Below are 25,653 nucleotides of genomic sequence, written 5' to 3' on the forward strand. Positions count from 1 at the left end.
CGCTCACACCAGAGTCCCGCGCGGGGTCAGCCCCGCGGGTGCGCGCGCCGCGTGAGGTTCAGCAGCAGCACCGTCATCGCTGCCGCGGAGAGCGCAGCGAGCACCATGTGCACGCCGACGGCGAGCTCCGGCAGACCGTTGCGCGCCTGGTAGATCCCGACGCCGATCTGCACGAGGACGACGCCCAGGAGGGTCGTCGCCCAGCGGCGGGCGGCGAGACGCTGCGCCCACGCGGCCCCGACGAGCACGAGGAGGCACGCCAGCAGCACATAGCCCGGCCACGCGTGCACGTGCTCGAGCACTTCGGCGTTGAAGCCGTTGCGCCCGGCTTCGATGTCACCGGAGTGGGGTCCCGCCCCGGTGGTGAGCACGCCGAAGACGATGGTGAGCGCCAACGGCACCAGGGTCGCAAACGCGGTGCGGGCGTACCACAGCGGCACCACTCGAGCGCGTGGTCCGGGCTCGGTGTTCATGCGCACGAGGAAGGCGGCGCAGACGCACACCAGCAGCAATGAGGCGACGTAGTGAAAACCGACGATGAAGGGGTTCAGCCCGGTGAGCACCGTGATGCCGCCGACAATCGCCTGGGCGATCACGCCGCCGACGACGACGAGCGCGAGCAGGAACAGATCGCGCCGCTCCCGGCGCATGCGCCACACCAGCGCGACCACGATGAGGGCGAGGATGCCGACGAGTCCCGTCAGGGTGCGGTTGCCGAACTCGATGACCCCGTGGATGCCCATCTCCGGCGTGTTGACCAGCGACTCCGGCGTGCACGTCGGCCACGTGGGGCAGCCCAGACCCGAACCGGTGAGGCGCACGGCGCCCCCGGTGGCGATGATCAGCACCTCGGCGGCGAAGGACAGCCAGGCGAAGACGCGGATGCGCCGGTCCACCGTGGTGGGAAGCCATTCGAGGAAGCGGGAAGGGGTGCGCGTCGCGACCGCCTGGGACATGTCGTAGCCTCCTGGGAATGCGCACCGCATCGGGATGGGCGGTGCGCGGAGCCACGCCGGGATACCGGCGCAACCTGTAGACTCATGGGGTGGGATGCCGCGCGTGAGCGCCGGCCATCCCTCACAGTCTAGGCGCGATTGCGCGCCGATTAAGCGGGCCCGGAAGCGGCATCACCCCCTCGGAACTCCACGGGGGGACGGGAATGCCGGGACGGATGACACCGTTTGCGGCCCAGAGGAGGAATCGTCATGTCGGATGTGCTCATCGACCGTCCCGAGCTTGAATCGCTGGGGGTGTACGAGTTCGGCTGGCACGACCCCGATGCCGCCGGCGCCACCGCGAAGCGAGGCCTCAGCGAAGCCGTCGTCCGCGACATCTCGGCGCTCAAGGCCGAGCCCGAGTGGATGCTCAAGACCCGCCTGAAGGCGCTGCAGCTGTTCGAGCGCAAGCCGATGCCCACCTGGGGCGCCGATCTCAGCGACATCGACTTCGACAACATCAAGTACTTCGTGCGCTCCACCGAGAAGCAGGCCCAGACCTGGGAAGACCTGCCGGAGGACATCAAGAACACGTACGAGCGACTCGGCATCCCCGAGGCGGAGCGTGCGCGCCTGGTCTCGGGCGTCGCCGCGCAGTACGAGTCCGAGGTCGTCTACCACCAGATCCAGAAGGAGCTGGAGGACCAGGGCGTCATCTTCATGGACACCGACACCGCCCTGCGCGAGCACCCCGAGTTCTTCGAGGAGTACTTCGGCAGCGTCATCCCCTCCGGGGACAACAAGTTCGCTGCGCTGAACACGGCCGTCTGGTCGGGAGGCTCGTTCGTCTACGTCCCCAAGGGCGTGCACGTGGACATCCCGCTGCAGGCGTACTTCCGCATCAACACCGAGAACATGGGCCAGTTCGAGCGCACGCTGATCATCGCGGACGAGGGCTCCTACGTGCACTACATCGAGGGTTGCACCGCCCCGATCTACCAGTCCGACTCGCTGCACTCCGCGGTGGTCGAGATCATCGTGAAGAAGAACGCACGCGTGCGCTACACCACGATCCAGAACTGGTCGACGAACGTCTACAACCTCGTCACCAAGCGCGCCGTGGCCCACGAGGGCGCGACCATGGAGTGGGTCGACGGCAACATCGGCTCCAAGGTGACGATGAAGTACCCCTCGATCTTCCTGGTCGGCGAGCACGCCAAGGGCGAGACCCTGTCGGTCGCCTTCGCCGGTCCCGGTCAGCACCAGGACGCCGGCGCGAAGATGATCCACATGGCGCCGTACACGCAGTCGTCGATCATCTCGAAGTCGATCGCCCGCGGTGGCGGTCGTGCCGGCTACCGCGGCGAGGTGCGGGTGGATGCCAACGCGCATCACTCCGCCAACACCGTGCGCTGCGACGCCCTGCTCGTGGACACCAAGTCGCGGTCCGACACGTATCCCGCGATCGACATCCGCGTGGACGACGTGCAGCTGGGCCACGAGGCGACGGTGTCGAAGGTCAGCGAAGAGCAGCTGTTCTATCTGCAGTCACGCGGCATGCCCGAGGACGAGGCGATGGCGATGATCGTCCGTGGGTTCATCGAGCCCATCGCCCGCGAGCTGCCCATGGAGTACGCCCTCGAGCTGAACAAGCTCATCGAGATGGGCATGGAAGGATCCGTCGGCTGATGACCACTGTCACCCAGGCCCCCGCTGCCGCCGCGGAGGGTCACATCGACCCTGCCGCCGCGTTCGTTCCGGTGCAGACCCGCTCCGAGCGACCCACCTCGTTCGACCCTGCCGACTTCGGCGCTCCCACCGGCCGTGAGGTCAACTGGAAGCACACCCCGATCGCCCGCCTCGGCGCGGTGCTCGTCGACGAGGACACCAGCGCCTCTGAGGCCGTCGAGTACCGCTTCGACGTGCCCGAGACCCTGCGCGTCCCGTCGCTCGGCCACGACGCGGCCGTCCGCGGCGAGGTGTTCCGCCCCGAGGACGTCGCCGCCGCCATCGCATGGAAGCAGAGCCCCGACGCGCTGCACCTGCGCATTCCGGCGAACGAGGAGCACGAGGGGCTGCTGCGCGTGGACCTCGTCGGCCGCGACGCGCGCGCCCACGGCAACGCCCACATCATCGTCGAGGCCATGCCGAACTCGGCTGCCACTGTGCTGCTCTACCACTCCGGGTCCGCGCAGTACGCGCAGAACGTCGAGATCATCGTGCGCGACGGCGCCCGGCTGAACCTCGTGACGGTGCAGCGCTGGGACGGCGATGCCGTGCACGTGGCATCCCACCAGGCGCGCGTGGACCGCGACGCGACCCTCACCCACGTCGTGGTCAGCCTCGGCGGCGGCGTCGTGCGCGTGAACCCGTCGGTCGAGCTCGCCGGAGCAGGCTCCGAATGCAAGCTCTACGGCGTCTCGTTCTCGGACGCAGGGCAGCACCTCGAGAGCCAGGTGTACATGCACCACAAGGGCCCGCACACCAAGGGCGACGTGCTCTACAAGGGCGCGCTGCAGGGCGAGAGCGCACGCAGCGTCTGGATCGGCGATGTGCTCATCGGGGCGGATGCCAGCGGCACCGACTCGTACGAGGCCAACCGCAACCTGGTGCTCACCGACGGCGCCCGCGCCGAGTCCATCCCGAACCTCGAGATCGAGACGGGCGACATCCAGGGCGCCGGCCACGCCAGCGCCACCGGCCGCTTCGACGACGAGCAGCTGTTCTACCTGCAGGCCCGCGGCATCGCCGAGGCCGAAGCACGGCGCCTGGTCGTGGTGGGATTCCTCGGCGAGATCATCCAGAAGACCGGCATCCCCTCGCTCGAAGAGGAGCTCACCGCGGCGATCCTCGCCGAGCTCGACGCAGGGGCGCAGGAGTGACCGCCACCCGCGTCTGCGCGCTGAGCGAGCTGGAGCAGGACTCCGCCCGCCGGGTCGAGGTCGACGGCGTGCCGATCGCCCTCGTGCTGGACTCCAACGGCGAGGTGCATGCCATCGGCGACACCTGCACGCACGGCGACATCTCGCTCTCCGAGGGATTCGTCGAGGGGGAGACCCTGGAGTGCTGGGCCCACGGCTCGGCTTTCTCGCTGCTCACCGGCCGTCCCCTGAACCTCCCCGCTTACGAGCCCGTCCCCGTCTACGTCGTCCAGATCGACGGCGACGACGTGCTCATCGACCCGAACCTGAAGAAGGAAGTCTGACATGTCTGTCCTCGAGATCCGCGACCTGCACGTGACGGTCGAGACCGATGAGGGAACGACCCCCATCCTCAACGGCGTGACGCTGACCATCCGCACGGGTGAGACGCACGCCATCATGGGCCCCAACGGCTCGGGCAAGTCCACGCTCGCGTACACGATCGCCGGCCACCCGAAGTACACCGTCACGGGCGGCTCCATCACCCTGGACGGCGAGGACGTGCTGGAGATGTCCGTGGACGAGCGCGCACGCGCCGGCCTGTTCCTCGCGATGCAGTACCCGGTCGAGATCCCCGGCGTCACCGTGACGAACTTCCTGCGCACGGCCAAGACCGCCATCGACGGCGAGGCGCCGGCCCTGCGCACCTGGACCAAGGACGTCAAGGAGTCGATGAAGAACCTGCGCATGGACCCCAAGTTCGCGCAGCGCAACGTCAACGAGGGCTTCTCCGGCGGCGAGAAGAAGCGCCACGAGATCCTGCAGCTCGAGCTGCTGAAGCCGAAGCTCGCGGTGCTCGATGAGACCGACTCCGGCCTCGACGTCGACGCGCTGAAGATCGTCTCCGAGGGCGTCAACCGCGCCAAAGAGAACACCGGCCTCGGCGTGCTGCTCATCACCCACTACACGCGCATCCTCCGCTACATCCGCCCCGACTTCGTGCACGTCATGGTCGCGGGACGCATCGCGGAGGAGGGCGGCCCCGAGCTCGCCGACCGTCTCGAGAGCGAAGGCTACGACCGCTACCTCGAGCCCGTCGCCGACGCGGGCGCGTAGGATCGCGTCATGACCGCGACGCTCACCACAGAGAAGTACGAAGAGGTCATCGAGGCGCTCAAGGACGTCATGGACCCGGAGCTCGGGATCAACGTCGTCGACCTCGGCCTCATCTACGACCTCGCGTGGGATGACGAGAACGACGCTCTCGTGATCCACATGACGCTCACCTCGGCGGGCTGCCCGCTCACCGACGTGCTGGAAGAGCAGACCGCACAGTCGCTCGACCAGGTCGTCGATCGATTCCGCATCAACTGGGTGTGGATGCCGCCGTGGGGGCCCGAGCGCATCACCGACGATGGGCGCGACATGATGCGCGCCCTCGGCTTCGCCATTTGACGTGAGGGCCCGATGCCGTGAGACGGCATCGGGCCCTTTGCATGCCTGCGCGTTTCGTCTCGGGCGCTGCGCGTCCTCGCTCAACGACCGGCGCGCGCGCCGGGGGCGCCGGCGGCATGCCAAGCTGGAACGGTGACACCCACCCCCCTCCAGGCTCCGCCGCTGGAGCAGCTGCGGCGACGCAGCAGCACGAAGTGGCGCACCTATCCCGATGACGTCCTGCCGCTGTTCGTGGCGGAGCTGGACTTCGATCTGGCTCCGGCGATCACCGAGGTGCTGCAGCGCGCCGTGCTAGCGGGGGATACCGGCTACACGCCGCCCGACCCCGGCATCCGCGACGCGTTCGCCGGGTACGCGCGGCGACGGTGGGGCTGGGATGTGGCGCCGGAGCGGGTGCGTTCGACGGGCGACGTCATGATGGGCGTCGTCGAACTGCTGCGGCGCGTCATCGCCCCGGGCGACGGGGTCGTGATCACGCCGCCGGTGTACCCGCCCTTCGGCGACTGCATCGAAGAGGCGGGCGGCGTCGTGCGCCGCGTCCCGCTGCACGACACCGGCGACGCGTGGCGACTGGACTTCTCCGGGCTGCAGAGGGCGTTCGCCGCGGGGGCATCGGCGATGCTGCTGTGCAATCCGCACAATCCCACCGGCACCGTCCACGCCCGCGACGACCTCGCGGCGCTGGCCGAGCTCGCCGAGCGCTACGGGGTCACCGTCATCAGCGATGAGATCCACGCCCCGCTCACCCAGCCCGGGGTGACCTTCACCCCGTACCTCGACGCCTCATTGGCGGCGGCGCGCAGCGGCTTCGCCGTCACCAGCGCCAGCAAGACCTACAACCTCGCGGGCCTGAAGTGCGCCGTGATGGTCGCCGGGTCCGACGAGACCGCCGCCGTGCTGACGGGTCTGCCCGCCGAGGTGGAATGGCGCACCGGGATCTTCGGCGCGCTGGCGAACGTCGCGGCCTTCTCCCCGGAGAGCGACGACTGGCTCGCCTCGCTGCTGGCGGCCCTCGACGACAACCGGCGACTGCTGGCAGACCTGCTCGCCGAGCAGCTGCCTGCTGCGCGCTACCGGATGCCGGACGCCGGGTTCCTGGCATGGGTCGATCTGACCGATCTCGGCTGGGGGGACAACCCCGCGGCGACCATCCTGCGCGAGGCGAAGGTGGCCCTGCACTACGGCCCCGCGTTCGGCGCAGAGGGCGCGGGCCACGTGCGCATCAACTTCGGCTGCGCACCGGAGGTGCTGCGCGAGGCGATCGGACGCATCGGCGCCCTCGCGCGCGCATGAGCGACACCCGGACGGCGGCAGGCATCTGGTCCGCAGGCTACGTGTGGGTGACCCTCGGCGCCGTCGCGATGATCTTCCTCGCCGCCACCCAGGCTCTGGCCGTGACGACGGTCATGCCGGTCGTCAGCGCCGACCTCGACGGTGAGGCACTGTACGCGGCGGCCTTCTCGGCGACGGTCGCGACGAGCGTCATCGGCATGGTGGTCGCCGGCGCCTGGTGCGACCGCTCGAGCCCGCTGGGTCCGCTCACCGCCGCCGTCGTGCTGTTCGCCGCCGGCCTCGTGGTGGCGGGGCTCGCCCCGAGCATGGAGGTGCTCGTCGCGGGCCGGCTGCTGCAAGGGCTCGGCACCGGCGGTCAGACGGTGGCGCTGTACGTCGTGGTGGCGCGGGTCTTCCCAGGCCGGCTGCACGGCCGGGTGTTCGCGGCGTTCTCCGCCGCGTGGGTGATCCCCTCCCTCGTCGGTCCGGTGCTCGCGGGGGCCGTGGCGGAGTTCCTCCACTGGCGATGGGTGTTCCTCGGCGTCGCCGCCCTCACCCTCGCCGCCTTCGCGCTGGTGTCGCTGCGGCTGAGGGGCACAGACCTGGGCACATCGCAGCCAGATCGCACGCCTGTGGGCACACGGCTGTTGTGGGCGGTGTTCGTCGCGGGAGGGGCGCTGGCGCTGACCCTCGCCGGCAGCGCGGGCGTGTGGATGCCGGCGGTCGTCGTGGCATCCATCGCCGTGCTCGTGCTCACCGTGCGCCCGCTGGTGCCCGCTGGCACCCTGCGCGCGGCCCGCGGGCTCCCCAGCGTCGTGCTGATGCGCGGCCTCATCGCCGGCGCCCTCTTCGGCGCGGAGGTGTACGTGCCGAAGCTCCTCATCGACGAGTACGGCTTCTCACCGGTGTGGGCAGGACTCGGTCTCACCGCCGCAGCCCTGATGTGGGCCCTCGCCGCAGCGGTGCAGGGGCGGTGGGGCGATCGTCTCGGCAATGCGCGCATCACCGTGATCGGCACCGCGCTGCTGGCCATCGCGATCGCCTCCGGCTTCGCCACCGCGGTGTGGGAGCTGCATCCGGCCCTGCTCATCGCCATCTGGTCCCTGGCGGGAGCCGGCATGGGGTTGATGTACCCGCGCCTGACCGTGCTGACGCTCGCCTACTCGACGCCGCAGAACCAGGGGTTCAACTCTTCGGCCCTGTCGATCTCGGATGCCGTGGGATCCGCCGTCGTGATCGCGACGATGGGGCTCGTCTTCACGGCGCTCGCCGTGACCGGCGCGGGGTTCGCGGCCGTGTTCGCTCTGGGGGTCGCGGTGGCGCTGGCGAGCCTCGTGCCGGGTCTGCGGCTCGGGCACGCCCACGAGGAGACCCGGGTCTGACGGGCCGACGGGCGGGTCAGTTCTCGGCGCGCCCGAGCCGCCAGTAGCCCATGAACGCCACCGCCCGGCGGTCCACGCCGTGCTCGGCGACCAGGCGTCGGCGCAGCGTCTTGATGGCCCCCGACTCGCCGGCGAGCCACGCGTACAGCGGTGCGCTCTTGAGCGCGGCGCCGCCCTTGGCGGTGCGGGGCACCTCCCACAGGATGCCGTGGTCGATGTCGACCTCCTCGACGTCGCCGCCCCGCCCGGCGGGGACCAGGTGCGTGGCGGCGTCGGTGGCCTCGGCCAGCAGGTGCGCGCTGCGCGGCGCGTCGTCCCGGCCGGCTACGCGGTATTCGAACCCGGGGTGGCGGGGGAGGTAGGCGGCATCCGCCGCACAAGGCAGCTCCACGACGACGACACCGCGCGCGTCGGGGGGAAGATGCTCCAGGATCGTCGCGATCGCCGGAGCGGCGGTCTCGTCGCCCGCGAGCAGCAGGTGGTCGGTGCGGGCGGGCGGCACGAAGTCGATGCCGTAGCTCACGCCCCGGTGCGCGGTGGTGGGGGCGAAGATGAGCACCTCGTCGCCGACGGCGGCGCGGGCGATCCACTCCGACGCGGGGCCGATCACGTCGTGGGCGACCATGTCGACATCGACCTCGGCCGCCTCGTTGCGCACCGCGCGGGTGGTGTAGGTGCGAAACGGCGGGCGGGCGTCCTCCGGCAGCTCGCGCCATCGCAGGTACCACTGGTCGTCGGTGGGCATGGCGTCGAGGCCGGCCTCGGCGGCGGGGAACACGATCTTGATGCGCTGGTCGTATCCGGGGTCGCCGAAGTCGGCGAGGTCATCACCGGCGAACGTGAAGCGGCGGAAGCTCGGCGTCAGATCGGTGATCGCCGTGACATGTGCGCGGAAGAAGCGGGAAGTCTCAGCGGGTGCCATCGGGTTCTCCGGACGAGGTCGGGGGGACGCGCGGCCCCGGCGCAGATTGCACGTGGTGGCGGCCGCGGGGCAGCACGAGGGGCGAACCGGACACGGGGTCGGGGACGACGAGGGCTTCGAGGGCGAAGACGTCGCGGATGAGGTCGGCGGTGATGACGTCGGCGGGGGCGCCGCTGGCGACGACCTGGCCGCTGCGCACGGCGAAGACATGGTCGGCATAGCGCGCGGCGAGGTTGATGTCGTGCAGCACCATCACGATGGTCGTGCCGTTGTTGCGGTTGAGATCGGTGAGCAGGTCGAGCACCTCGATCTGGTGCGACACGTCGAGGAACGTCGTCGGCTCGTCCAGCAGCAGCACATCGGTCTCCTGGGCCAGGGCCATCGCGATCCACACCCGCTGACGCTGTCCACCGGAGAGCTCGTCGACCGGGCGATCGGCCAGTTCCGTCGTGCCGGTGTCGTGCAGGGCCTGCGCCACGACGGCGTAGTCCCGCTCGCTCCACCGCGCGAGCAGCTTCTGGTGCGGGTGGCGGCCGCGACCGACGAGGTCCGCGACCGCGATGCCCTCGGGTGCGACGGGGCTCTGGGGGAGCAGGCCCAGGGTGCGGGCGACCTCCCTGGTCGGCCTGCTGCGCAGCGACCGGCCGTCGAGCAGCACCTGACCCGCCTGCGGGGCGACGAGGCGGGCGAGAGCGCGCAGGAGCGTCGACTTGCCGCACCCGTTGGCTCCGACGATCGCCGTGATGCGTCCGGGCGGAACTTCGAGGTCGAGGCCCTCGATGACGGTGCGGTCGCCGTACCCGAGCGTCAGCGATTCGGTGGTGAGGGTGTGGGCGGTGCTCACAGCGCGCCTCCCGAGCGGTTGGTCCTGATGAGGAGGTAGATGAGGTACGGGGCACCGAGGACGCCGGTGACGACGCCCACGGGGTAGCGGTTGTCGAAGGCGAACTGGCCGATGAGGTCGGCCACGAGCACCAGCAGCGCACCGATGAGCGCCGCCGGCACCAGCAGCGATCCGCCCGATCCGACGAGCCGAGCCGCGATCGGGCCGGCCATGAACGCCACGAACGCGATGGGCCCCGCGGCGGCGGTGGCGAAGGCGAGCAGCACGACGGCGCCGACGATGAGCATCACCCGGGTGCGGCCGACGTGCACCCCCAGGGCGGCGGCGGTGTCGTCACCGAGGCGCAGGACGCCGAGGTTGCGGCCCTGGGCGAGCATGATCGGTGCGACCACGGCGGACGCCACGACCAGCGGCAGGACGGTGGACCACGTCGCGCCGTTGAGGCTTCCGGTCAGCCACTGCATGGCGGTCTGCAGGTCCCAGGCGGCGGCCCGCGACAGCACGTACGTCACGACGCTGTCGAGCATCGCCGCGACGCCGATGCCGATGAGGATCAGCCGGGTGCCGGCGAAGCCCCCTCGGTTGGAGAGCAGATAGATGGCGGCGGCGGTCAGCAGAGCGCCGCCGAGCGCGAGGAGCGAGACGGCCGTCCCGTCCAGCGACAGCACGATGATGCCGACCACGGCGGCGGCACTCGCGCCGGAGGTGATGCCGATGATGTCGGGCGAGGCGAGCGGGTTGCGCAGGATCGTCTGGAAGGTGACGCCGGCGAGCCCGAACGCGAAGCCGGCGACGAGCCCCAGCGTCGCTCGCGGCAGCCGCAGCTCGCCGACGGTGAACGACGCACCCGGTACCGTCTCGCCCGCGATGACGCGCAGCACCTCGACGGGGGAGTAGAAGGTCTTTCCGATCATCAGGCTGAGGGCGTACACGAGCACGACGGCGAGGGCGAGCACGGCGGTGAGCAGCGCTCGCCGCCGCTGCCGCGCGCGCCGACCGGCGGCAACCTCTGCGGCCGGCGTGATCGCTGATCCCGTGATGGTCGCGGTGCTCACAGTTCTCTCACCCGCTGGCGTCGCACGATCCAGATGAAGACGGGGGCGCCGATGACGGCGGTGAGGATGCCGACTTCGAGCTCGGAGGGCCGGGCGATGACCCGTCCCACAACGTCGGCGGCCACCAGCAGCGACGCGCCCGCGAGGGCGGAGACGGGCAGCAGCCAGCGGTGGTCGGTGCCCACGAGCAAGCGGCAGAGGTGGGGGATCACGAGCCCCACGAAGGCGATGGGACCGGCGATGGCCGTCGCCGCGCCGCAGAGCACGATCGCGCCCGCGGCGGCGATCAGCCGCGTGCGGGCGACGTTCTCGCCGAGACCGGCGGCCAGCTCGTCGCCGAGCGCGAGGGAGTTCATGCCGCGGGCACTGATCAGGCAGACGGCGGCCCCCAGGGCGAGCACGGGCGACAGCGCGATGATGCGATCCCAGGTGGCACCGCCCACGCCGCCGATCTGCCAGAAGCGGAACGTCTCCATCACGTCCAGTCGCGGCAGCAGCACGGCGCTCACGAGAGAGGTGAAGGCGGCGGAGGTCGCCGCCCCGGCGAGGGTGAGCTTCAGGGGAGTGGCACCGCCGCGGCCGAGCGAGCCGACGGCGTAGACGAACACCGCCGCTCCCGCGGCCCCGGCTATCGCGACGGCCATGACGCTGTACGGCGCCGACAGGCCGAAGAACGCGATGCCGACCACCACCGCCAGGCTCGCGCCGCCGGAGACCCCCAGGATCCCGGGGTCGGCCAGAGGATTGCGCGTGACCGCCTGCATCGTCGCACCGCTCATCGCCAGCGCCGCGCCGACGATGAGCGCCAGCACCGTGCGGGGGATGCGGGCGACGACGGCCGCCTGCGCGATCCCGTCGGTCTGGCCCGTCAGCCCCTGGAAGACCTCGAGGGGCGAGACGTCACGCACGCCGAAGGCGACCGAGGCCGCCGACAACAGGACCAGCAGCGCCACGCCTGCGCCCACCCACGCCAGACGCACCACCGCCGGACGCCGCACGACGGCGGCATCCGGCAGAGGTGTCTGCGCGCGGAGGGCGTTCACGCTCGCTATTGCAGGGGAGCTGCGAGCACGGCGAAGTACTCGTCGATGCCCCAGCCGATCGACAGGGGGGACGGGTTGGCGGATGCCGCGAGCGGAGTGCCATCCTCGAGGATGGCGATGCGACCCTCGGCCACCGCCGGGATCTGCGACAGCAGCGGGTCGGACTGCAGCTGCTCGATGATCGCGCCGTCGGCCGAGCCGTAGGTGACGAAGACGTCGACGTCGGCGAAGCGGTCCGCCTGCTCGGAGCTGACGGTCAGGTAGAAGGCCTCGGTGCCCTCGGACTCCTCGGCCACGACGTCGGGCGTCGGAAGGCCCAGTCCTTCGAGGAACCCGGGCCGGGTGTCGTGGCTGGTGTAGAACCCGATGCTGCTGAAGTCGGACGGGTCGAGGTAGGAGAACAGCACCTTCGCGTCGGCCAGCTGCGGGTGGGCGGCCAGCGCCTCCTGCGTCTGGGCTTCGAGGTCGGTGACGAGCTGCTCGCCTTCGTCCGCCATGCCCAGGGCGGCGGAGTTCAGGCGGATCATGTCCTCGTAGGAGGTGGCCCACTCCACGTCGGGGTAGGCGACGACCGGCGCGATCTTCGAGAGCGTCTCGTACTCCTCCTGGGTGAGTCCGGAGTATGCGGCGAGGATGACGTCCGGCTGCGTGTCGGCGACGGCCTCGAAGTCGATGCCGTCGGTCTCGTCGAACAGCACCGGGGTCTCGGCGTCGAGCTCCTCGAGGCGCTCCTCGACCCACGGCAGCACGCCGTCGCCGTCGTCGTCGCCCCACGTCGCCTTGCTCATGCCCACCGGCACGACGCCGAGGGCGAGCGGCACCTCGTGGTTGGCCCAGGCGACGGTCGCGACGCGCTCGGGCTTCTCGGTGATCGTGGTCTCGCCCAGTGCGTGGGAGATGGTGACGGGGAACGCGCCGTCCGATCTGCTGGGCGCTGCGCCCTCGGCGGGGGCGGCGCCGGTGTCGGCGCAGCCCGAGAGGAGCAGCGCGGACGCGGCGAGGGCGGCGACGGCGAGACGGGTGCGGGGCACTGAAACCTCCGGTGTACGGGAGTCCCGTTGTTAGGACAGGCTTACTTTACCTCTTTCCTCCTGAGCATCCATATCGGGCGTCACGGCACCCGCGCGTCGCCGCGCCGCGACGCGGTCCACCACGAGGCCGATGAGGAGCGCGACGAGCACCCCGGCGATCGCGCTCAGCAAGGGCTGGTCGGCCAGCCAGTGGCCGGCGACCAGGCCGATCCCGGCGCTGTAGAGGGTCCAGCTCACCGCCGCCACGATGCTCAGCGGAAGAAAGCGACGCCAGGGATAGCGCACGGCGCCCGCGGACATGTTGACCGCGACCCTGCCGATGGGGATGTAGCGCGCGCCGATGATGAGCAGCGCCCCACGTCTCTCGAGCGTTCCGCGCGCCCACGCGAAGGCGGCGGCGACCCTGGGGCGCTGCAGCCACCGCCACCGGCGGGTGCCGACGGTGCGGCCCAGCAGGTACGCGAGGTTGTCGCCGACCACCGCGCCCGCTGCGGCGGCGGCGCACAGCAGCACGACGTCGGGTCCGCCGGCGGATGCCGCGACGGCCGCAGCCGCCACGAGCAGCGTCTCGCTGGGCACAGGCGGGAAGAACCCGTCCAAGGCGGCGACGGCGAACATGACGGGATAGAGCCACGGCGAGGCGACGGCCTGCAGGATGAGCTCATTGATGATCTCCACATCGGCGACGCTACGGAGCCGGTGAGCCGGGGGCGTCCGTCGGGAGTCGCACGGCGGTCATCCTGTGGGGGTGTCTTGGCCGTCGGACGGCGAGGCCCGCCACGCGACGTATACTGGGGGGCTGGCCCTGTGCCGACCCCCACCACCCCACGAAGAACGGACGTTCGCTGTGCTCGCCGTGCACGACCTCGAGATCCGCGTAGGCGCCCGCGTGCTGATGTCCGACGTCTCTTTCCGCGTCTCCGACGGCGACAAGGTCGGCCTCGTCGGCCGCAACGGCGCCGGAAAGACCACGCTCACCAAGGTGCTCGCCGGCGATCTGCTGCCCGCCGACGGCCGGGTCGAGCGCTCCGGGGAACTCGGCTACCTGCCGCAGGATCCGCGATCGGGCGACCCCGAGATGCTCGCCCGTACTCGCATCCTCGACGCGCGGGGACTCGGTTCGCTGGCGATCGGCATGCATGAGGCGTCGCTGGCGATGGGTTCGGATGACGGGGATGCCGCGGCCAAGGCCATGAAGCGGTACGGCAACCTCACCGAGCGCTTCGAGGCTCTCGGCGGTTACACGGCCGAGGCGGAAGCCGCGACGATCGCCCACAACCTGTCGCTGCCCGACCGCATCCTCGACCAGCCGCTGAAGACGCTTTCGGGAGGACAGCGTCGCCGCATCGAGCTGGCGCGCATCCTCTTCTCCGACGCGCAGACGATGATCCTCGACGAACCGACCAACCACCTCGACGCCGACAGCGTCGTGTGGCTGCGGGAGTTCCTCAAGAATTACAAGGGCGGTCTCATCGTCATCTCCCACGACGTGGAGCTCGTCGGCGAGACGGTCAACCGCGTGTTCTACCTCGACGCCAACCGCCAGGTCATCGACGTCTACAACATGAACTGGAAGAACTACCTGCGCCAGCGGGTGGCCGACGAGGAGCGCCGCAAGAAGGAGCGCGCCAACGTCGAGAAGAAGGCCACCGTGCTGCAGCAGCAGGCCGCCCGGTTCGGTGCCAAGGCTTCCAAGGCCGCCGCCGCGCACCAGATGGTCGCCCGCGCCGAGAAGATGCTCGCGGGCCTTGACGACGTGCGCCAGGAGGACCGCGTCGCCAAGCTGCGCTTTCCCAAGCCCGCACCCTGCGGCAAGACGCCGCTCATGGCATCCGGACTGTCGAAGTCCTACGGGTCGCTGGAGATCTTCACCGACGTCGACCTCGCCATCGACCGCGGATCGAAGGTGGTCGTGCTGGGCCTGAACGGTGCCGGCAAGACGACCCTGCTGCGCATCCTCGCCGGCGTCGACAAGCCCGACACGGGGCAGCTCGAGCCCGGGCACGGCCTGAAGATCGGCTATTACGCCCAGGAACACGAGAACCTCGACGTCACGCGGTCGGTGCTGGAGAACATGATGTCCGCCGCCCCCGACATCACCGCGACCGAGGCGCGCAAGGTGCTGGGTTCCTTCCTGTTCACCGGCGACGACGTGCTCAAGCCCGCCGCGGTGCTCTCAGGCGGCGAGAAGACGCGACTGTCGCTCGCCACGCTCGTGGTCTCCAGCGCCAACATGCTGCTGCTGGACGAGCCGACCAACAACCTCGACCCCGCGTCACGGCTGGAGATCCTCGACGCCCTGTCGCACTACGAGGGGGCCGTCGTGCTCGTCTCGCACGACGAGGGCGCCGTGCACGCGCTCAACCCGGAGCGCGTGCTCATCCTGCCGGACGGCGTCGAGGACATCTGGGGTCGGGACTACGCCGACCTCATCACGCTCGCCTGAGCCCGCCGCCCACGGCAGCCCTGTCGCCTCGGTCCAGCCTCGATACGGGCTGACGCACGGCTCCGACGGTCCCGGAGGGGGTCAGCCGCCCGCGCGGTCCATCAGTGCGTCCTCGGCCTCGGCGTCGCGATCCCGGCGACGCTTCTCGGGGCGCGGCCGGCGCACGGGACGGGCTCCCGTGGCATCCTCGCCGGCGCGCGCGGCGGCTTCGGCACGGTCGGCCGCATCCTCGCGGCGGACGCGCAGCTCGGTGCGGATCATGTAGCCGATGAAGATGAAGCCCATGACGGCGAAGAGGATCCACTGGATCGCGTACGACAGGTGCGGCCCGGGGTCCTCCGAGGGCGACGCGATCGCGTTCGGAGCCTCCGCGGGCGCCGGGTCCTCGCTGACCATCAGCCCGTACGCGCTCTCGATGAGGGCGTCGCCGCCGTCGACCAGCTCGGCGATCAGCGGAAGGTGGATCGTGGCGACCTGACCCTCGGGTGCCGATCGGCCTGACGACGGCAGCATCTCGCCGGCCTTCAGTCGCACGACCACCGTCGCCGGCCCTTCGGGCGCGGCGGGGACGTGGTCGGGTTCTGGCTGATCTGCTCCCGGGCGCACCCATCCGCGGTCCACGAGCAGAACGCGCCCGTCGTCGGTGCGGAACGGCACGAGCACCTCGAAGGCGGCGGTGCCTCCGTGCGGCCGGTTGCGGACGAGCAGCTGGTCATCGGCGTCGTACTCGCCGACGAGGGTGACCGGGTGCCACTGGTCGCCGGGATCCATCTCGCCTGATTCGGGGATCAGCTGCGCCAGCGGTACCGGCGCGGCATCGTAATTGCGCTCCACCAGCTCGAGCTGCGTCGAGCGTTCCTCGCCGCGTGCGAACTGCCAGTGCGACAGGTAGGCGCAGGCGATCGCGAAGACGACGGCCACGGCCACGTAACCCGACCACCGGACGGCGGCCGGCACCGGACGCCGACTCACGGCGCAGCCGCCGCGGTCAGCGGCTCGACCGCCACAGGGAAGTCCCGCGCGACAAGGTAGTCGCGCAGGTAGGCCACGTGCTCATCGCACGCGGCCCAGCGCTTGCGTCGGTCCTCGGGATGGATGCGCGGATTGCGCCACACCACCAGCCACTGTGCGTCGGCATGGCAGCCTGCGCGCGAGCAGATGGTCTCGTTCACGTCGGTTCTCCGGGGGCAGGCGGACGCTGTTCGTCCAGGCGGATCACCGTCGGTCGGGATGGCGACGGTGGGGGCGTCGGCGCGGTGCTGGTCAGGGCGCGACCGGGGTTCTCCGGCGCCGTCGGGCGGGTGTCCTTGCCGACGTTCGCGAGCACCACGGCGATGTACGGAAGCACGATCGCACCGACCGCGAACACCGCGGTGTACCAGCCGTACGGGGTGACGACGACCATCAGCACGAAGCACGCGACGCGCACGCCCATCGTGATGAAGTAGTTCGTCATCCGCGACGCTGCTTCGTCGCGCGGCGCGGCGGGAAGCGAGGTCGCAGTCTGCGCTCTGGTCGACTTCTTCACGGTCCCTCCAGCCTACGCCGCCTGGCGCAGGCTGGAGCCCCGGTCAGTACGTGCTGGAGAGCGAGCCGACGCCGACGATCCAGATGACCGCGAAGAGCACGATGAGGAGCACGACCAGGCCGATGCCGACCCACCCGACGATGGTGCCGGCCAGTGCCATGCCGCGGCCCTTCTCACCCGACTTCGGGATCTGGCGCAGCGCGAGGTGGCCGAGGATCGCGCCGGCGATGGAGCCGACGATCGGCAGGATGCCGATGATGCCGAGGATGCTGCTCACGAGGGACAAGATCGCCAGCAGGTTGGTCTTCGGCTGCGCGTACCCGTAGGCGCCGGCGTAGGGGGCCTGGCCGTACGGTGCCTGGCCATACGGCGCCGGCGGCGCCGGCGGGTACGCCGGAGCGCTGTACGAGGGCTGCTCGGTGCCTGCCTGGCCGTAGGGGGCCGGCGCGGCGGGTGCCGCGTAGGGCGGCTGTGCCGGCGGAGCGGCGTAGGGGGCCCCGGCGGGCGGAGGGTTGTAGGCGGGCGGCGGCGTGTAGGCCGGCGCGGTGTACGGGGGAGGGGTCGGCGCTGCCGGCTCGTTGGTCTCGCCGGCCGGGGGTGTGTTGTCGGGGGTGCTCAACGTCTCGCCTTTCCTCGCGGGTTGTCCCCAGGGTCCCAGTGCCGCACCGCGGGTGTCAAACGGGGGCCGCACTAGGCTGGGGCCGCCGCACGTCCGCACCATCCAGGGAGCTTCATGACCACCGCACGCGTCGTCCTCATCACCGGAGGCAACCGTGGCATCGGCCGCGCGATCGCCGAGCGTTTCGTCGCCGACGGTCACCGGGTCGCCGTCACCGCCCGCTCGGGCGAGGGGCCGGAGGGGACGCTCACGGTGCGCGCTGACGTGACGGATTCCGCGTCGCTGGATGCCGCCTACGCCGAGGTCGAGCGGGAGCTCGGCCCGGTCGAGGTGGTCGTCGCGAACGCCGGCATCACCAAGGACACGTTGCTGCTGCGGATGAGCGAGGAGGACTTCGACTCCGTGGTCGCCACGAACCTGGGCGGCACGTTCCGCGCCGTCAAGCGCGCGTCGAAGGGCATGCTGCGCGCCCGATGGGGCCGGGTCATCCTCATCTCCAGCGTCGTCGGACTCTACGGCTCGGCGGGTCAGATCAATTACGCCGCGTCGAAGAGCGGTCTGGTCGGCTTCGCCCGGTCCCTCACGCGCGAGCTCGGCGGTCGCGGGATCACGGCCAACGTCGTGGCCCCCGGCTTCATCGAGACCGACATGACCGCGGCGCTGCCCGAAGAGACCCAGGCGGAGTACAAGCGCAACATCCCTGCGGGACGCTTCGCGACGGCCGCCGAGGTCGCCGGAGTGGTCGCGTGGCTCGCCTCGGACGATGCGGCCTACATCTCCGGCGCGGTGATCCCCGTCGACGGCGGTCTCGGCATGGGGCACTGACCCCGCGCCGACACGTCAGATGGCGCGTACGAGAGCGTCGGCGAACGACTGGGGCTGTGAGAACTGCGGCCAGTGACCGCTGCCGAGGTGCACCACCTGCGCGTCGTGGATCGCCGCGAACTCGTCGGCGAAGGCGCCCCATTCGGCGATCATCGCCGGAAGCGTCTCGGCGTCGAACGCCCCGGAGAGGATGGTCACCGGCACCGCGTGTCGGCGCGCGTCGTTGAGCGCCAGCGGATCGGTCGGCACGCGCGCCGGGACGCTGCGGGTGCGCTCGGCCGTCGCCGCCCGCGTCGGGGCGTCGAGATCGGCGACGTCGTCGGCGTCGAAGAAGTCCCAGCCCGGGAACGGCACCACCCCGTCGACGGTGTCGAACTCCGAGATGGTCCCGCCGCTGGGCGGCGGGACGGTGTCGACGAAGATCACGCGGGCGACACGGTCGGGCCGGGCGTCGGCGGCGCCCCAGGCGACGTTGCCGCCGCCGCTGTGGCCGACGAGCACGACGGGGCCTGACGTCGCGTCAATCTCGGCGACGACCGCGTCGACCCAGTCGGCCATGCCGATCTCGGCACTGTCGTCTGCCGGAGCGCCGACGCCGGGAAGCGTCAGCGGGCGGGGGGAGTGACCGGCCGCGCGCAGCGCGGGGAGCGTGTCGTCCCACGACGACGCGTCGAGCCAGAGTCCGGGGATGAGGATGACGTCCATGGCCGCAGGCTACGCCGGGGCTCCGACATCCGACACGTCTCGGCCCCCAGGATCAGGGCAGCAGCGGGATGACCTCGCGCAGGTCGACCCGCTCGATCACGAGGTCGGCCAGGGCGCGCACAGCGGGCTTGGCGTTGAAGGCCAGGCCGAGACCCGCGGCCGCCATCATCTGCAGGTCGTTCGCGCCGTCGCCGATGGCGATGGTGCGAGACATCGGCACACCGTGTGCCGCGGCCCATTCCCGCAGCGCCGCGGCCTTGCCCGCGGCATCCACGATGTCGCCGTCGACGGCGCCGCTGAGCGCTCCGTCGGCGGCGTGCAGGCGGTTGGCCCGCCACAGGTCGACGCCGAGGTCCGGCGCGACGGTGTCGAGGATCTCGTGGAACCCTCCGGAGACCACCGCGGCGATCCCGCCGCGTTCGTGGATGGCGGCGATCAGCTCCCGGACGCCGGGGGTCGGCTCCACACGGGACAGTACGCGGGCGAAGGATGCCACCGGCACCCCCCGCAGCTGAGCGACGCGGGAGCGCAGGCTCGCCGCGAACTCCACCTCGCCGCGCATCGCCGCCTCTGTGGCCGCGGCCACCTCGGCGCCGCGGCCCGCCTCGTCGGCGATCAGCTCGATGACCTCGTTGCGGATGAGCGTGGAATCGGCGTCGAACACGACGAGGAACCGGGCAGGCAGCACGCCTCCACGCTATCGCGCGCCGCGGGGCCGCTGTGTCAGCGCTCGACGACCGCGTTCTTGCCGACGATCGTGATGCCGGAGTCGGTCACGGTGAAGCCGCGGGACAGGTCCCGTGCGCGGTCGACGCCAACGGTCGCACCTTCGAGCAGTCGCACGTTCTTGTCGAGGATCGCCCGGTGCACCCGTGCGCCCGCCCCGATGTCGACGTGGTCGAACAGCACCGAATCGGTGATGGTCGAGCCGCCGCCGGTCAGCGCCCAGGGGCCGACCACGCTGCGTTCGAGGTGCGTGCCCGAGAGCACCGAGCCGAGCGACACGATCGAGTCGATCGCGTTGCCGATGCGGCCGACCGAGTCGCGCACGAACTTCGCCGGCGGCGAGTTGACAGTCTGCGAGTGGATGGGCCACGCGGTGTTGTACAGGTTGAACACCGGCAGCGTCGAGATGAGATCCATGTGGGCGTCGAAGAACGAGTCGATCGTCCCCACGTCTCGCCAGTAGTCGCGATCGCGGTCGTTGGAGCCCGGAACCTCGTTGCGCTTGAAGTCGTACACGCCCGCCTCGCCGCGCTCGACGAAGTAGGGGATGATGTCACCGCCCATGTCGTGGTTCGACGTCGGCACCTCTCCGTCGGCCTCGACCGCCTCGATGAGCGCGTCGGCGTCGAAGATGTAGTTGCCCATCGACGCGAGCACCTCGTGCGGTGCATCGGCGAGGCCGGTCGGATCCTGCGGCTTCTCGAGGAAGTCCTTGATCTTCGTGGGGTCTTCGGCGGTCACGTCGATGACGCCGAATTGGTTCGCCATCGAGATCGGCTGGCGGATGGCGGCGACGGTCGCCTTGTTGCCGGAGGCGATGTGAGCGTCGAGCATCTGCCGGAAGTCCATGCGGTACACGTGGTCGGCGCCGACCACGACGACGATGTCGGGTTTCTCGTCGTTGATCAGGTTGAGGCTCTGCAGGATGGCATCGGCCGAACCCGAGAACCACCGCTTGCCCAGTCGCTGCTGCGCCGGCACCGAGGCGACGTACGAATCCAGCAGCGCCGACATGCGCCACGTCTGCGAGATGTGGCGGTCGAGGCTGTGGGACTTGTACTGGGTGAGCACCACGAGCTGCCGCAGCCCCGAGTTGATGAGGTTGGAGATGGCGAAATCGATGAGGCGGTACTGGCCGCCGAATGGAACAGCGGGTTTCGCGCGGTCGGCGGTCAAGGGCATGAGGCGTTTTCCCTCGCCGCCGGCGAGGATGATTCCGAAGACCTTCGGCGTCGTAGGCATGGCTCAACACTATGGCCACCGATGGGGGCCTGCCAGCAAGGCGCGATCACTTGCGCTGTACTAGCGTTCGTGGCATGCGCGTAGACATCGTCACCAAGGAATACCCCCCGGAGATCTACGGCGGGGCCGGCGTCCACGTCACCGAGCTGGTGAAGGCGCTGCGGTCCCAGCTGGAGGTGCGGGTGCGCGCGTTCGGGGCCGCTCGCGACGAAGAGGGGACCACGTCGTACGGCGTTCCGGCGGAGCTGGCATCGGCCAACGGTGCCGTGCAGACGCTCGGCACCGACCTCGAGATCGTCGGCGATGTCGCCGGCGCCGACGTGGTGCACAGCCACACCTGGTACGCCAATTTCGCCGGGCACCTGGCCTCGCTCCTCCACGGCATCCCGCACATCGTCACGGCGCACTCGCTCGAGCCGCTGCGGCCGTGGAAGGCCGAGCAGCTCGGCGGCGGGTACGCCATCTCGAGCTACGTCGAGAAGACCGCCTACGAGGGCGCGGCAGCCATCGTCGCCGTGAGCGAAGGGATGCGCCAGGACATCCTGCGAAGCTACCCGACGCTCGATCCCGACAAGGTGCGGGTGATCTACAACGGCATCGACGTCGACGCCTGGCACCCCGTGTCGGATCCCGAGCTTCTCGCCGAGCTGGGGGTGGATGCCGCGCGGCCGAGTGTCGTCTTCGTCGGCCGCATCACGCGTCAGAAGGGCCTGCCGTACCTGCTGCGTGCCGCGGCCCTGCTGCCGCCGGAGGTGCAGCTGGTGCTGTGCGCGGGAGCCCCCGACACCCCGCAGATCATGGCGGAGGTCGAGGAGCTCGTGCGCGGTCTGCAGCAGAACCGCTCGGGTGTGGTCTGGATCGACCGTCACCTCTCGCGTCACGAGCTGTGCACGCTGCTGTCGGCCGCGACGACGTTCGTGTGCCCCTCGGTGTACGAGCCGCTCGGCATCGTCAACCTCGAGGCGATGGCGTGCGGTGCGGCCGTCGTCGGCACCGCGACCGGTGGCATCCCCGAGGTGGTCGTCGACGGCGTCACCGGGCGTCTCGTGCCGATCGACCAGGTGCAGGACGGCACCGGAACGCCGACCGATCCGGAGCAGTACGTCGCCGACCTCGCCGCCGTGCTCACCGAGGTCGTCTCCGACCCCGAGCGGGCCGCCGAATACGGGCGCGCCGGCCGCGCCCGCGCCGCGGAGGCCTTCAGCTGGCAGGCGATCGCCGACACGACGGCCGCGCTGTACGCCGAGGTGACCGGCGGCGGCCGATAGGCTGGGCGCATGGCTGAGGTTCTCGAGTTCTCCGACGTCGTCGTCCGCCGGAATGCCCGGGACATCGTCGATCATGTCGACTGGACCGTCACCGACGACCAGCGGTGGGTGATCCTCGGGCCCAACGGGGCGGGCAAGACCACCCTGCTGCAGCTGGCCGCGACGCTCATGCACCCGACGTCGGGACTCGTGACGATCCTGGAGGAGCGGCTCGGCCGCACCGACGTGTTCGAGCTGCGCCCGCGCATCGGCTTCGCCTCGTCGGCGATGGCCCGACGCGTGCCGCCGGAGGAGACGGTGCTCAACGTCGTGCTGACCGCTGCGTTCGCGGTCGTGGGCCGCTGGAACGAGGCGTACGAGGACATCGACGAGCGCCGCGCCCTGCGCGTCTTGGCGGAGTGGAAGCTCGACCACCTGGCCGACCGCATGTTCGGCACGCTGTCGGACGGCGAGCAGAAGCGGGTGCAGATCGCGCGCGCCGTGATGACCGACCCCGAGCTGCTGCTGCTGGACGAGCCCACCGCGAGCCTGGACCTCGGCGCGCGCGAGGAGCTGCTGGCGCTGCTGAGCGGTTACGCGCAGGCGCCGACGACGCCCGCCATGGTCATGGTGACGCACCACGTGGAGGAGATCCCGGTGGGATTCACCCACGTGCTGCTGCTGCGCGAGGGCAGGGTGGTGGCTGCCGGCCCGATCGCCGAGACCCTCACCGCCGAGAACCTCACCGAGGCGTTCGGCCTGCAGATCGCACTGCACGAAGAAGCGGGGCGCTACTCGGCCCGCGCCGTGGTGGCCTCCGCCTGACCGCACGTCCGGCGGCGGTACGCGGTGTGCCGCAGGGCTGATAGAATCGTTCCTTGGTGCATTCGCACCGCAGACTTTGACCGTTCTGGCAAAATCCAGAGCACCACCTCAAGGACACCTCATGAAGACTGACATCCACCCCGACTACCGCCCCATCGTGTTCCGCGACCTGGGTTCGGGAGAACTGTTCCTCACGCGCTCGACCGTCACCAGCGACAAGACCGTTGAGTTCGAGGGCACCGAGTACCCCGTCATCGATGTCGAGATCTCGTCGGCTTCGCACCCGTTCTACACGGGCAAGCAGCGCATCATGGACTCGGCCGGTCGCGTCGAGAAGTTCAACCAGCGCTTCAAGAACTTCGGCACCAAGTAAGTCGCCGCGAAAGAAGGCCCCGCTTCGGCGGGGCCTTCTTCGTTGCACGGCGGAGTCAGCGCACCGGCCAGCTGCCGTCGAGGCTGTCGTCGGGGTCGAGCCGGCCGACCTTGATGAAGTACTCCGTGAGGCTTGCGGCCTGCGCCCGCGCCCAGGCGATCTGCTGCGTGTGCAGCTCCTGCGCCGTGGGGGGCAGCTGCGGCCCGAACCGCTCGGCGAGAGCCTGCGCGACCCGTCCGGCGGCGACCGCGTCGGCGCACGCGTCGTGGGCGCCTTCCAGCGGAACGGCGTAGTGCGCCGCGACGGCCTCGAGCGTGCGCTTGCCGCGGCGGTACCGGTCGTGCGCCTTGTCGAGGACGAGGGGATCGATGATGGGCCCGGGGGATCGAAGCGGGCGAACGCCGTGTCGCGCGGCTTCGTGCTTGAGCAGCGAGAAGTCGTAGCAGGCGTTGTAGGCGACCACCGGGATGCCGGAGGCGAAGAGCCCCCGCAGCATCTGCACGACGTCGGCGACGACTTCGGCTGCGGCCCGCCCCTCGGCGCGGGCGCGCGCCGTCGTGATGCCGTGCACCGCCGTCGCACCCTCGGGGATGTCGATGCCGGGGTCGGCGAGCCAGTCCCGGGCGTGCACGACCGAGCCGGAGCCGTCGATCACGCCGACGTGGGCGGTGACGATGCGGTCGCTCTCGACGTCGACGCCGGTCGTCTCGAGGTCGAAGACGCCGACGAGTCGCGTCCACGCCGGAATGCGCGCAGGCTCGGGAAAGCCGAGAAGCGGCTCGGGCTGCCACATCGTCATGTCGACAACGCTAAAGCCGGGCGCCGACATCGGCGGGCAGGCACACCGGCGCCGCCTCTTAGACTTGAAAGATGACGGCCCCGCACCCCTATGCCGACTCGCTGGCGCGCATTCCGGTGCGCCGACACGAGGTGGCGGTGCAGGGTGGCACGACCGCCTACTGGGAGTACGGTCCCGCCGCGGCGGAGCACACCATCGTGGCAGTGCACGGCTTCCGCGGCGAGCACCACGGCCTGGAGCCGGTGGTCGCGCACCTCGACGGCATCCGCGTGCTCATGCCCGACCTCCCCGGATTCGGCGAGACCGCCCCCCTTCCCGGCCGTCGCCACGACCTCGCCGCCTACGCCGAGTGGCTCGCAGACTTCGTCGCCGCGACCGCACCCGGAGCGGTGATCCTCGGGCACTCTTTCGGCTCCATCGTGGTCGCGGCGGCCGTCGCCGGCGGACTGGACACCCCGCGGGTGATCCTCGTGAACCCGATCGGCGCGCCGGCGCTGGAAGGCCCCCGTGGCATCCTCACCCGGCTGGCGGTCTTCTACTACTGGGCCGGTGCGCGGCTGCCTCGCCGCCTCGGCGATGCCGTGCTGCGCAGCGGCCTGATCGTGCGGGTCATGAGCATGTCGATGACCAAGACCCGGGACCGAGCCCTGCGACGCTTCGTGCACGACCAGCACGACACGTACTTCTCGCGGTTCGCCGACCGCGACGTGCTGCACGACGCGTTCCTCGCCTCGGTGTCCAACGACATCCGCGCCTACGCTCCGGCGATCCACCAGCCGACCCTGCTGGTGGCCGCGGTGCAGGACGACATCACGCCCATCGAGGCGGAGCGGCACCTGGCGACGCTGTTCCCCGACGCGCAGCTGGTCGAGATCGACGGCGTGGGACACCTCATCCACTACGAGACGCCGCGGCCGGCAGCGAAGGCGATCAGGCGGTTTCTGCAGCCTTCCGCCGACGGTACGCGTTGACGTTCATCCTGTTGCCGCAGTTGCCGGTGTCGCAGTACCGCTTCGAGCCGTTCTTGGAATAGTCGATGTACACCGACAGGCAGTCGTCGGCGGAGCAGATGCGCACTCGCTCGTAGGCATCGAGGCGGATGACGTCGACGAACGCCATCGCCGTCTCCACCAGGATGCGCGTGGCGAACGTGACGTCGTCGCGGGTGGCGTGGATGTGCCAGTCGTAGCCCTCGTGGATCACCAGCTGCGGCAGGGCGTGACCGTCGCGCAGCATGCCGTTGACCAGCGGCACGGCGCCGGAACGGTCGGTCAGCCAGAGTTCGTGCAGGCGGGGGCGGAGGGTGCGCACGGCCTCGAGTTCGCGCTGGTCGCCCGTGAAGGATCCGGTGTAGCGGTGCACCTCCAGGAACCGCTGCAGATCCGCTCTGTCCACCAGGCGGTCGACGCCGTCGGTGGCCGTCGCGGGCAGCGTGTTGACGAGGTCGACGGCCGCCGCGAGAGCTTGCGTCGTGTCACGAGCGAAGAGCACATTGACCCCTGACGTCGGTGAGCGTAC

General features: G+C 70.5%; 29 protein-coding genes. 13 read left to right on the forward strand and 16 right to left on the reverse strand.

Going from position 1 to position 25,653, the window contains the following annotated elements; all coding sequences use genetic code 11:
* Nucleotides 1-26: 26 nt before the first annotated feature.
* Nucleotides 27-956 (reverse strand): COX15/CtaA family protein, encoded by a 930-nt coding sequence (locus QNO21_RS05210; protein ID WP_257518785.1) that lies wholly within the window; start codon nt 954-956, stop codon nt 27-29.
* A gap of 249 nt (nt 957-1,205) precedes the next feature.
* On the opposite strand from QNO21_RS05210, the gene sufB reads away from it, so the two are divergent.
* The 7 genes from sufB (at nt 1,206) to QNO21_RS05245 (ending at nt 7,905) form a co-directional block, all read left to right on the forward strand.
* Entirely contained in the window at nt 1,206-2,624 is a 1,419-nt protein-coding gene (gene sufB, locus QNO21_RS05215; RefSeq protein ID WP_257518786.1) for a Fe-S cluster assembly protein SufB, read from the forward strand.
* The gene (gene sufD / locus QNO21_RS05220) at nt 2,624-3,817 is read left to right on the forward strand and encodes a Fe-S cluster assembly protein SufD (protein ID WP_257518787.1); all 1,194 of its coding nucleotides are present in this window, start codon (nt 2,624-2,626) and stop codon (nt 3,815-3,817) included. Before sufB ends, sufD begins: the two co-directional genes overlap by 1 nt.
* On the forward strand, nt 3,814-4,140 hold the full coding sequence (locus QNO21_RS05225; protein WP_257515886.1) for a non-heme iron oxygenase ferredoxin subunit: 327 nt from the start codon (nt 3,814-3,816) through the stop codon (nt 4,138-4,140). Before sufD ends, QNO21_RS05225 begins: the two co-directional genes overlap by 4 nt.
* A gap of 1 nt (nt 4,141) precedes the next feature.
* Nucleotides 4,142-4,912, forward strand: a complete 771-nt coding sequence (gene sufC / locus QNO21_RS05230) for a Fe-S cluster assembly ATPase SufC (protein WP_257515885.1) — start codon at nt 4,142-4,144, stop codon at nt 4,910-4,912.
* 9 nt (nt 4,913-4,921) lie between these two features.
* Nucleotides 4,922-5,251 (forward strand): metal-sulfur cluster assembly factor, encoded by a 330-nt coding sequence (locus QNO21_RS05235; RefSeq protein ID WP_257515188.1) that lies wholly within the window; start codon nt 4,922-4,924, stop codon nt 5,249-5,251.
* A 132-nt stretch (nt 5,252-5,383) separates the two neighbouring features.
* Nucleotides 5,384-6,544, forward strand: coding sequence for a MalY/PatB family protein (locus QNO21_RS05240; protein WP_257518788.1), 1,161 nt, complete (start codon nt 5,384-5,386; stop codon nt 6,542-6,544).
* Nucleotides 6,541-7,905, forward strand: a complete 1,365-nt coding sequence (locus QNO21_RS05245; RefSeq protein WP_257518789.1) for an MFS transporter — start codon at nt 6,541-6,543, stop codon at nt 7,903-7,905. The genes QNO21_RS05240 and QNO21_RS05245 overlap by 4 nt, the downstream gene beginning before the upstream one ends.
* Nucleotides 7,906-7,921: 16 nt before the next feature.
* On the opposite strand, the gene QNO21_RS05250 is transcribed toward QNO21_RS05245, so the two are convergent.
* Genes QNO21_RS05250 through QNO21_RS05275 form a run of 6 tightly spaced genes read right to left on the reverse strand, consistent with a single transcriptional unit; the run spans nt 7,922 to nt 13,478 of the window.
* Nucleotides 7,922-8,827 carry a siderophore-interacting protein gene (locus QNO21_RS05250; protein ID WP_257518790.1) on the reverse strand — a complete coding sequence of 302 codons (906 nt, stop codon included), beginning with the start codon at nt 8,825-8,827 and terminating at the stop codon, nt 7,922-7,924.
* A complete protein-coding gene (locus tag QNO21_RS05255) occupies nt 8,814-9,671 on the reverse strand; it encodes an ABC transporter ATP-binding protein (protein WP_257515184.1) in 858 nt (285 codons plus the stop codon). Before QNO21_RS05255 ends, QNO21_RS05250 begins: the two co-directional genes overlap by 14 nt.
* Entirely contained in the window at nt 9,668-10,726 is a 1,059-nt protein-coding gene (locus QNO21_RS05260; RefSeq protein WP_257518791.1) for a FecCD family ABC transporter permease, read from the reverse strand. The genes QNO21_RS05255 and QNO21_RS05260 overlap by 4 nt, the downstream gene beginning before the upstream one ends.
* Complete coding sequence (locus QNO21_RS05265; RefSeq protein ID WP_257518792.1) at nt 10,723-11,769, reverse strand: FecCD family ABC transporter permease; 1,047 nt, start codon at nt 11,767-11,769, stop codon at nt 10,723-10,725. Before QNO21_RS05265 ends, QNO21_RS05260 begins: the two co-directional genes overlap by 4 nt.
* A gap of 5 nt (nt 11,770-11,774) precedes the next feature.
* A complete protein-coding gene (locus QNO21_RS05270; protein ID WP_257518793.1) occupies nt 11,775-12,800 on the reverse strand; it encodes an iron-siderophore ABC transporter substrate-binding protein in 1,026 nt (341 codons plus the stop codon).
* 30 nt (nt 12,801-12,830) lie between these two features.
* The gene (locus QNO21_RS05275) at nt 12,831-13,478 is read right to left on the reverse strand and encodes a DedA family protein (RefSeq protein WP_257518794.1); all 648 of its coding nucleotides are present in this window, start codon (nt 13,476-13,478) and stop codon (nt 12,831-12,833) included.
* 169 nt (nt 13,479-13,647) lie between these two features.
* Here QNO21_RS05275 and QNO21_RS05280 point away from each other — a divergent pair, with 169 nt between their 5' ends.
* On the forward strand, nt 13,648-15,246 hold the full coding sequence (locus QNO21_RS05280; RefSeq protein WP_257518795.1) for an ABC-F family ATP-binding cassette domain-containing protein: 1,599 nt from the start codon (nt 13,648-13,650) through the stop codon (nt 15,244-15,246).
* An 81-nt stretch (nt 15,247-15,327) separates the two neighbouring features.
* Here QNO21_RS05280 and QNO21_RS05285 read toward each other — a convergent pair whose 3' ends face one another.
* From QNO21_RS05285 to QNO21_RS05300, 4 genes are read right to left on the reverse strand one after another with little or no spacing between them, the layout of a single operon-like run.
* The gene (locus QNO21_RS05285; RefSeq protein ID WP_257518796.1) at nt 15,328-16,218 is read right to left on the reverse strand and encodes an SURF1 family cytochrome oxidase biogenesis protein; all 891 of its coding nucleotides are present in this window, start codon (nt 16,216-16,218) and stop codon (nt 15,328-15,330) included.
* On the reverse strand, nt 16,215-16,418 hold the full coding sequence (locus tag QNO21_RS05290; RefSeq protein ID WP_257515189.1) for a hypothetical protein: 204 nt from the start codon (nt 16,416-16,418) through the stop codon (nt 16,215-16,217). The genes QNO21_RS05285 and QNO21_RS05290 overlap by 4 nt, the downstream gene beginning before the upstream one ends.
* Entirely contained in the window at nt 16,415-16,774 is a 360-nt protein-coding gene (locus tag QNO21_RS05295) for a DUF3099 domain-containing protein (protein WP_257516993.1), read from the reverse strand. The genes QNO21_RS05290 and QNO21_RS05295 overlap by 4 nt, the downstream gene beginning before the upstream one ends.
* A gap of 43 nt (nt 16,775-16,817) precedes the next feature.
* Nucleotides 16,818-17,393, reverse strand: a complete 576-nt coding sequence (locus QNO21_RS05300) for a DUF4190 domain-containing protein (protein WP_257518797.1) — start codon at nt 17,391-17,393, stop codon at nt 16,818-16,820.
* Between the two features lie 114 nt (nt 17,394-17,507).
* On the opposite strand from QNO21_RS05300, the gene QNO21_RS05305 reads away from it, so the two are divergent.
* Nucleotides 17,508-18,218 (forward strand): beta-ketoacyl-ACP reductase, encoded by a 711-nt coding sequence (locus tag QNO21_RS05305; protein ID WP_257515752.1) that lies wholly within the window; start codon nt 17,508-17,510, stop codon nt 18,216-18,218.
* A gap of 15 nt (nt 18,219-18,233) precedes the next feature.
* On the opposite strand, the gene QNO21_RS05310 is transcribed toward QNO21_RS05305, so the two are convergent.
* From QNO21_RS05310 to glgC, 3 genes are read right to left on the reverse strand one after another with little or no spacing between them, the layout of a single operon-like run.
* Complete coding sequence (locus QNO21_RS05310) at nt 18,234-18,923, reverse strand: alpha/beta fold hydrolase (protein ID WP_257518798.1); 690 nt, start codon at nt 18,921-18,923, stop codon at nt 18,234-18,236.
* 52 nt (nt 18,924-18,975) lie between these two features.
* Nucleotides 18,976-19,611 (reverse strand): phosphoserine phosphatase SerB, encoded by a 636-nt coding sequence (serB, locus tag QNO21_RS05315; RefSeq protein ID WP_374211404.1) that lies wholly within the window; start codon nt 19,609-19,611, stop codon nt 18,976-18,978.
* Nucleotides 19,612-19,646: 35 nt separating this feature from the next.
* Nucleotides 19,647-20,891, reverse strand: coding sequence for a glucose-1-phosphate adenylyltransferase (gene glgC, locus QNO21_RS05320; RefSeq protein WP_257515750.1), 1,245 nt, complete (start codon nt 20,889-20,891; stop codon nt 19,647-19,649).
* A 74-nt stretch (nt 20,892-20,965) separates the two neighbouring features.
* Between glgC and glgA the strand changes: the two genes are divergently transcribed.
* From glgA to QNO21_RS05335, 3 genes are all read left to right on the forward strand, one after another.
* Nucleotides 20,966-22,159 carry a glycogen synthase gene (glgA, locus tag QNO21_RS05325; RefSeq protein WP_257518799.1) on the forward strand — a complete coding sequence of 398 codons (1,194 nt, stop codon included), beginning with the start codon at nt 20,966-20,968 and terminating at the stop codon, nt 22,157-22,159.
* A 9-nt stretch (nt 22,160-22,168) separates the two neighbouring features.
* Nucleotides 22,169-22,963 (forward strand): ABC transporter ATP-binding protein, encoded by a 795-nt coding sequence (locus QNO21_RS05330; protein WP_257518800.1) that lies wholly within the window; start codon nt 22,169-22,171, stop codon nt 22,961-22,963.
* A gap of 121 nt (nt 22,964-23,084) precedes the next feature.
* Entirely contained in the window at nt 23,085-23,336 is a 252-nt protein-coding gene (locus tag QNO21_RS05335; RefSeq protein ID WP_191719139.1) for a type B 50S ribosomal protein L31, read from the forward strand.
* Nucleotides 23,337-23,391: 55 nt separating this feature from the next.
* On the opposite strand, the gene QNO21_RS05340 is transcribed toward QNO21_RS05335, so the two are convergent.
* Nucleotides 23,392-24,135 (reverse strand): exonuclease domain-containing protein, encoded by a 744-nt coding sequence (locus QNO21_RS05340; RefSeq protein WP_257515747.1) that lies wholly within the window; start codon nt 24,133-24,135, stop codon nt 23,392-23,394.
* Nucleotides 24,136-24,206: 71 nt separating this feature from the next.
* Between QNO21_RS05340 and QNO21_RS05345 the strand changes: the two genes are divergently transcribed.
* On the forward strand, nt 24,207-25,106 hold the full coding sequence (locus tag QNO21_RS05345; protein ID WP_257518801.1) for an alpha/beta fold hydrolase: 900 nt from the start codon (nt 24,207-24,209) through the stop codon (nt 25,104-25,106).
* Here the strand turns inward: QNO21_RS05345 and QNO21_RS05350 are convergent.
* Complete coding sequence (locus QNO21_RS05350; protein WP_257518802.1) at nt 25,066-25,626, reverse strand: CGNR zinc finger domain-containing protein; 561 nt, start codon at nt 25,624-25,626, stop codon at nt 25,066-25,068. The two genes, QNO21_RS05345 and QNO21_RS05350, sit on opposite strands and share 41 nt — an antisense overlap.
* Between the last annotated feature and the right edge of the window lie 27 nt (nt 25,627-25,653).

It is taken from the genome of Microbacterium sp. zg-Y818 (assembly GCF_030246905.1).
Taxonomy (GTDB): domain Bacteria; phylum Actinomycetota; class Actinomycetes; order Actinomycetales; family Microbacteriaceae; genus Microbacterium.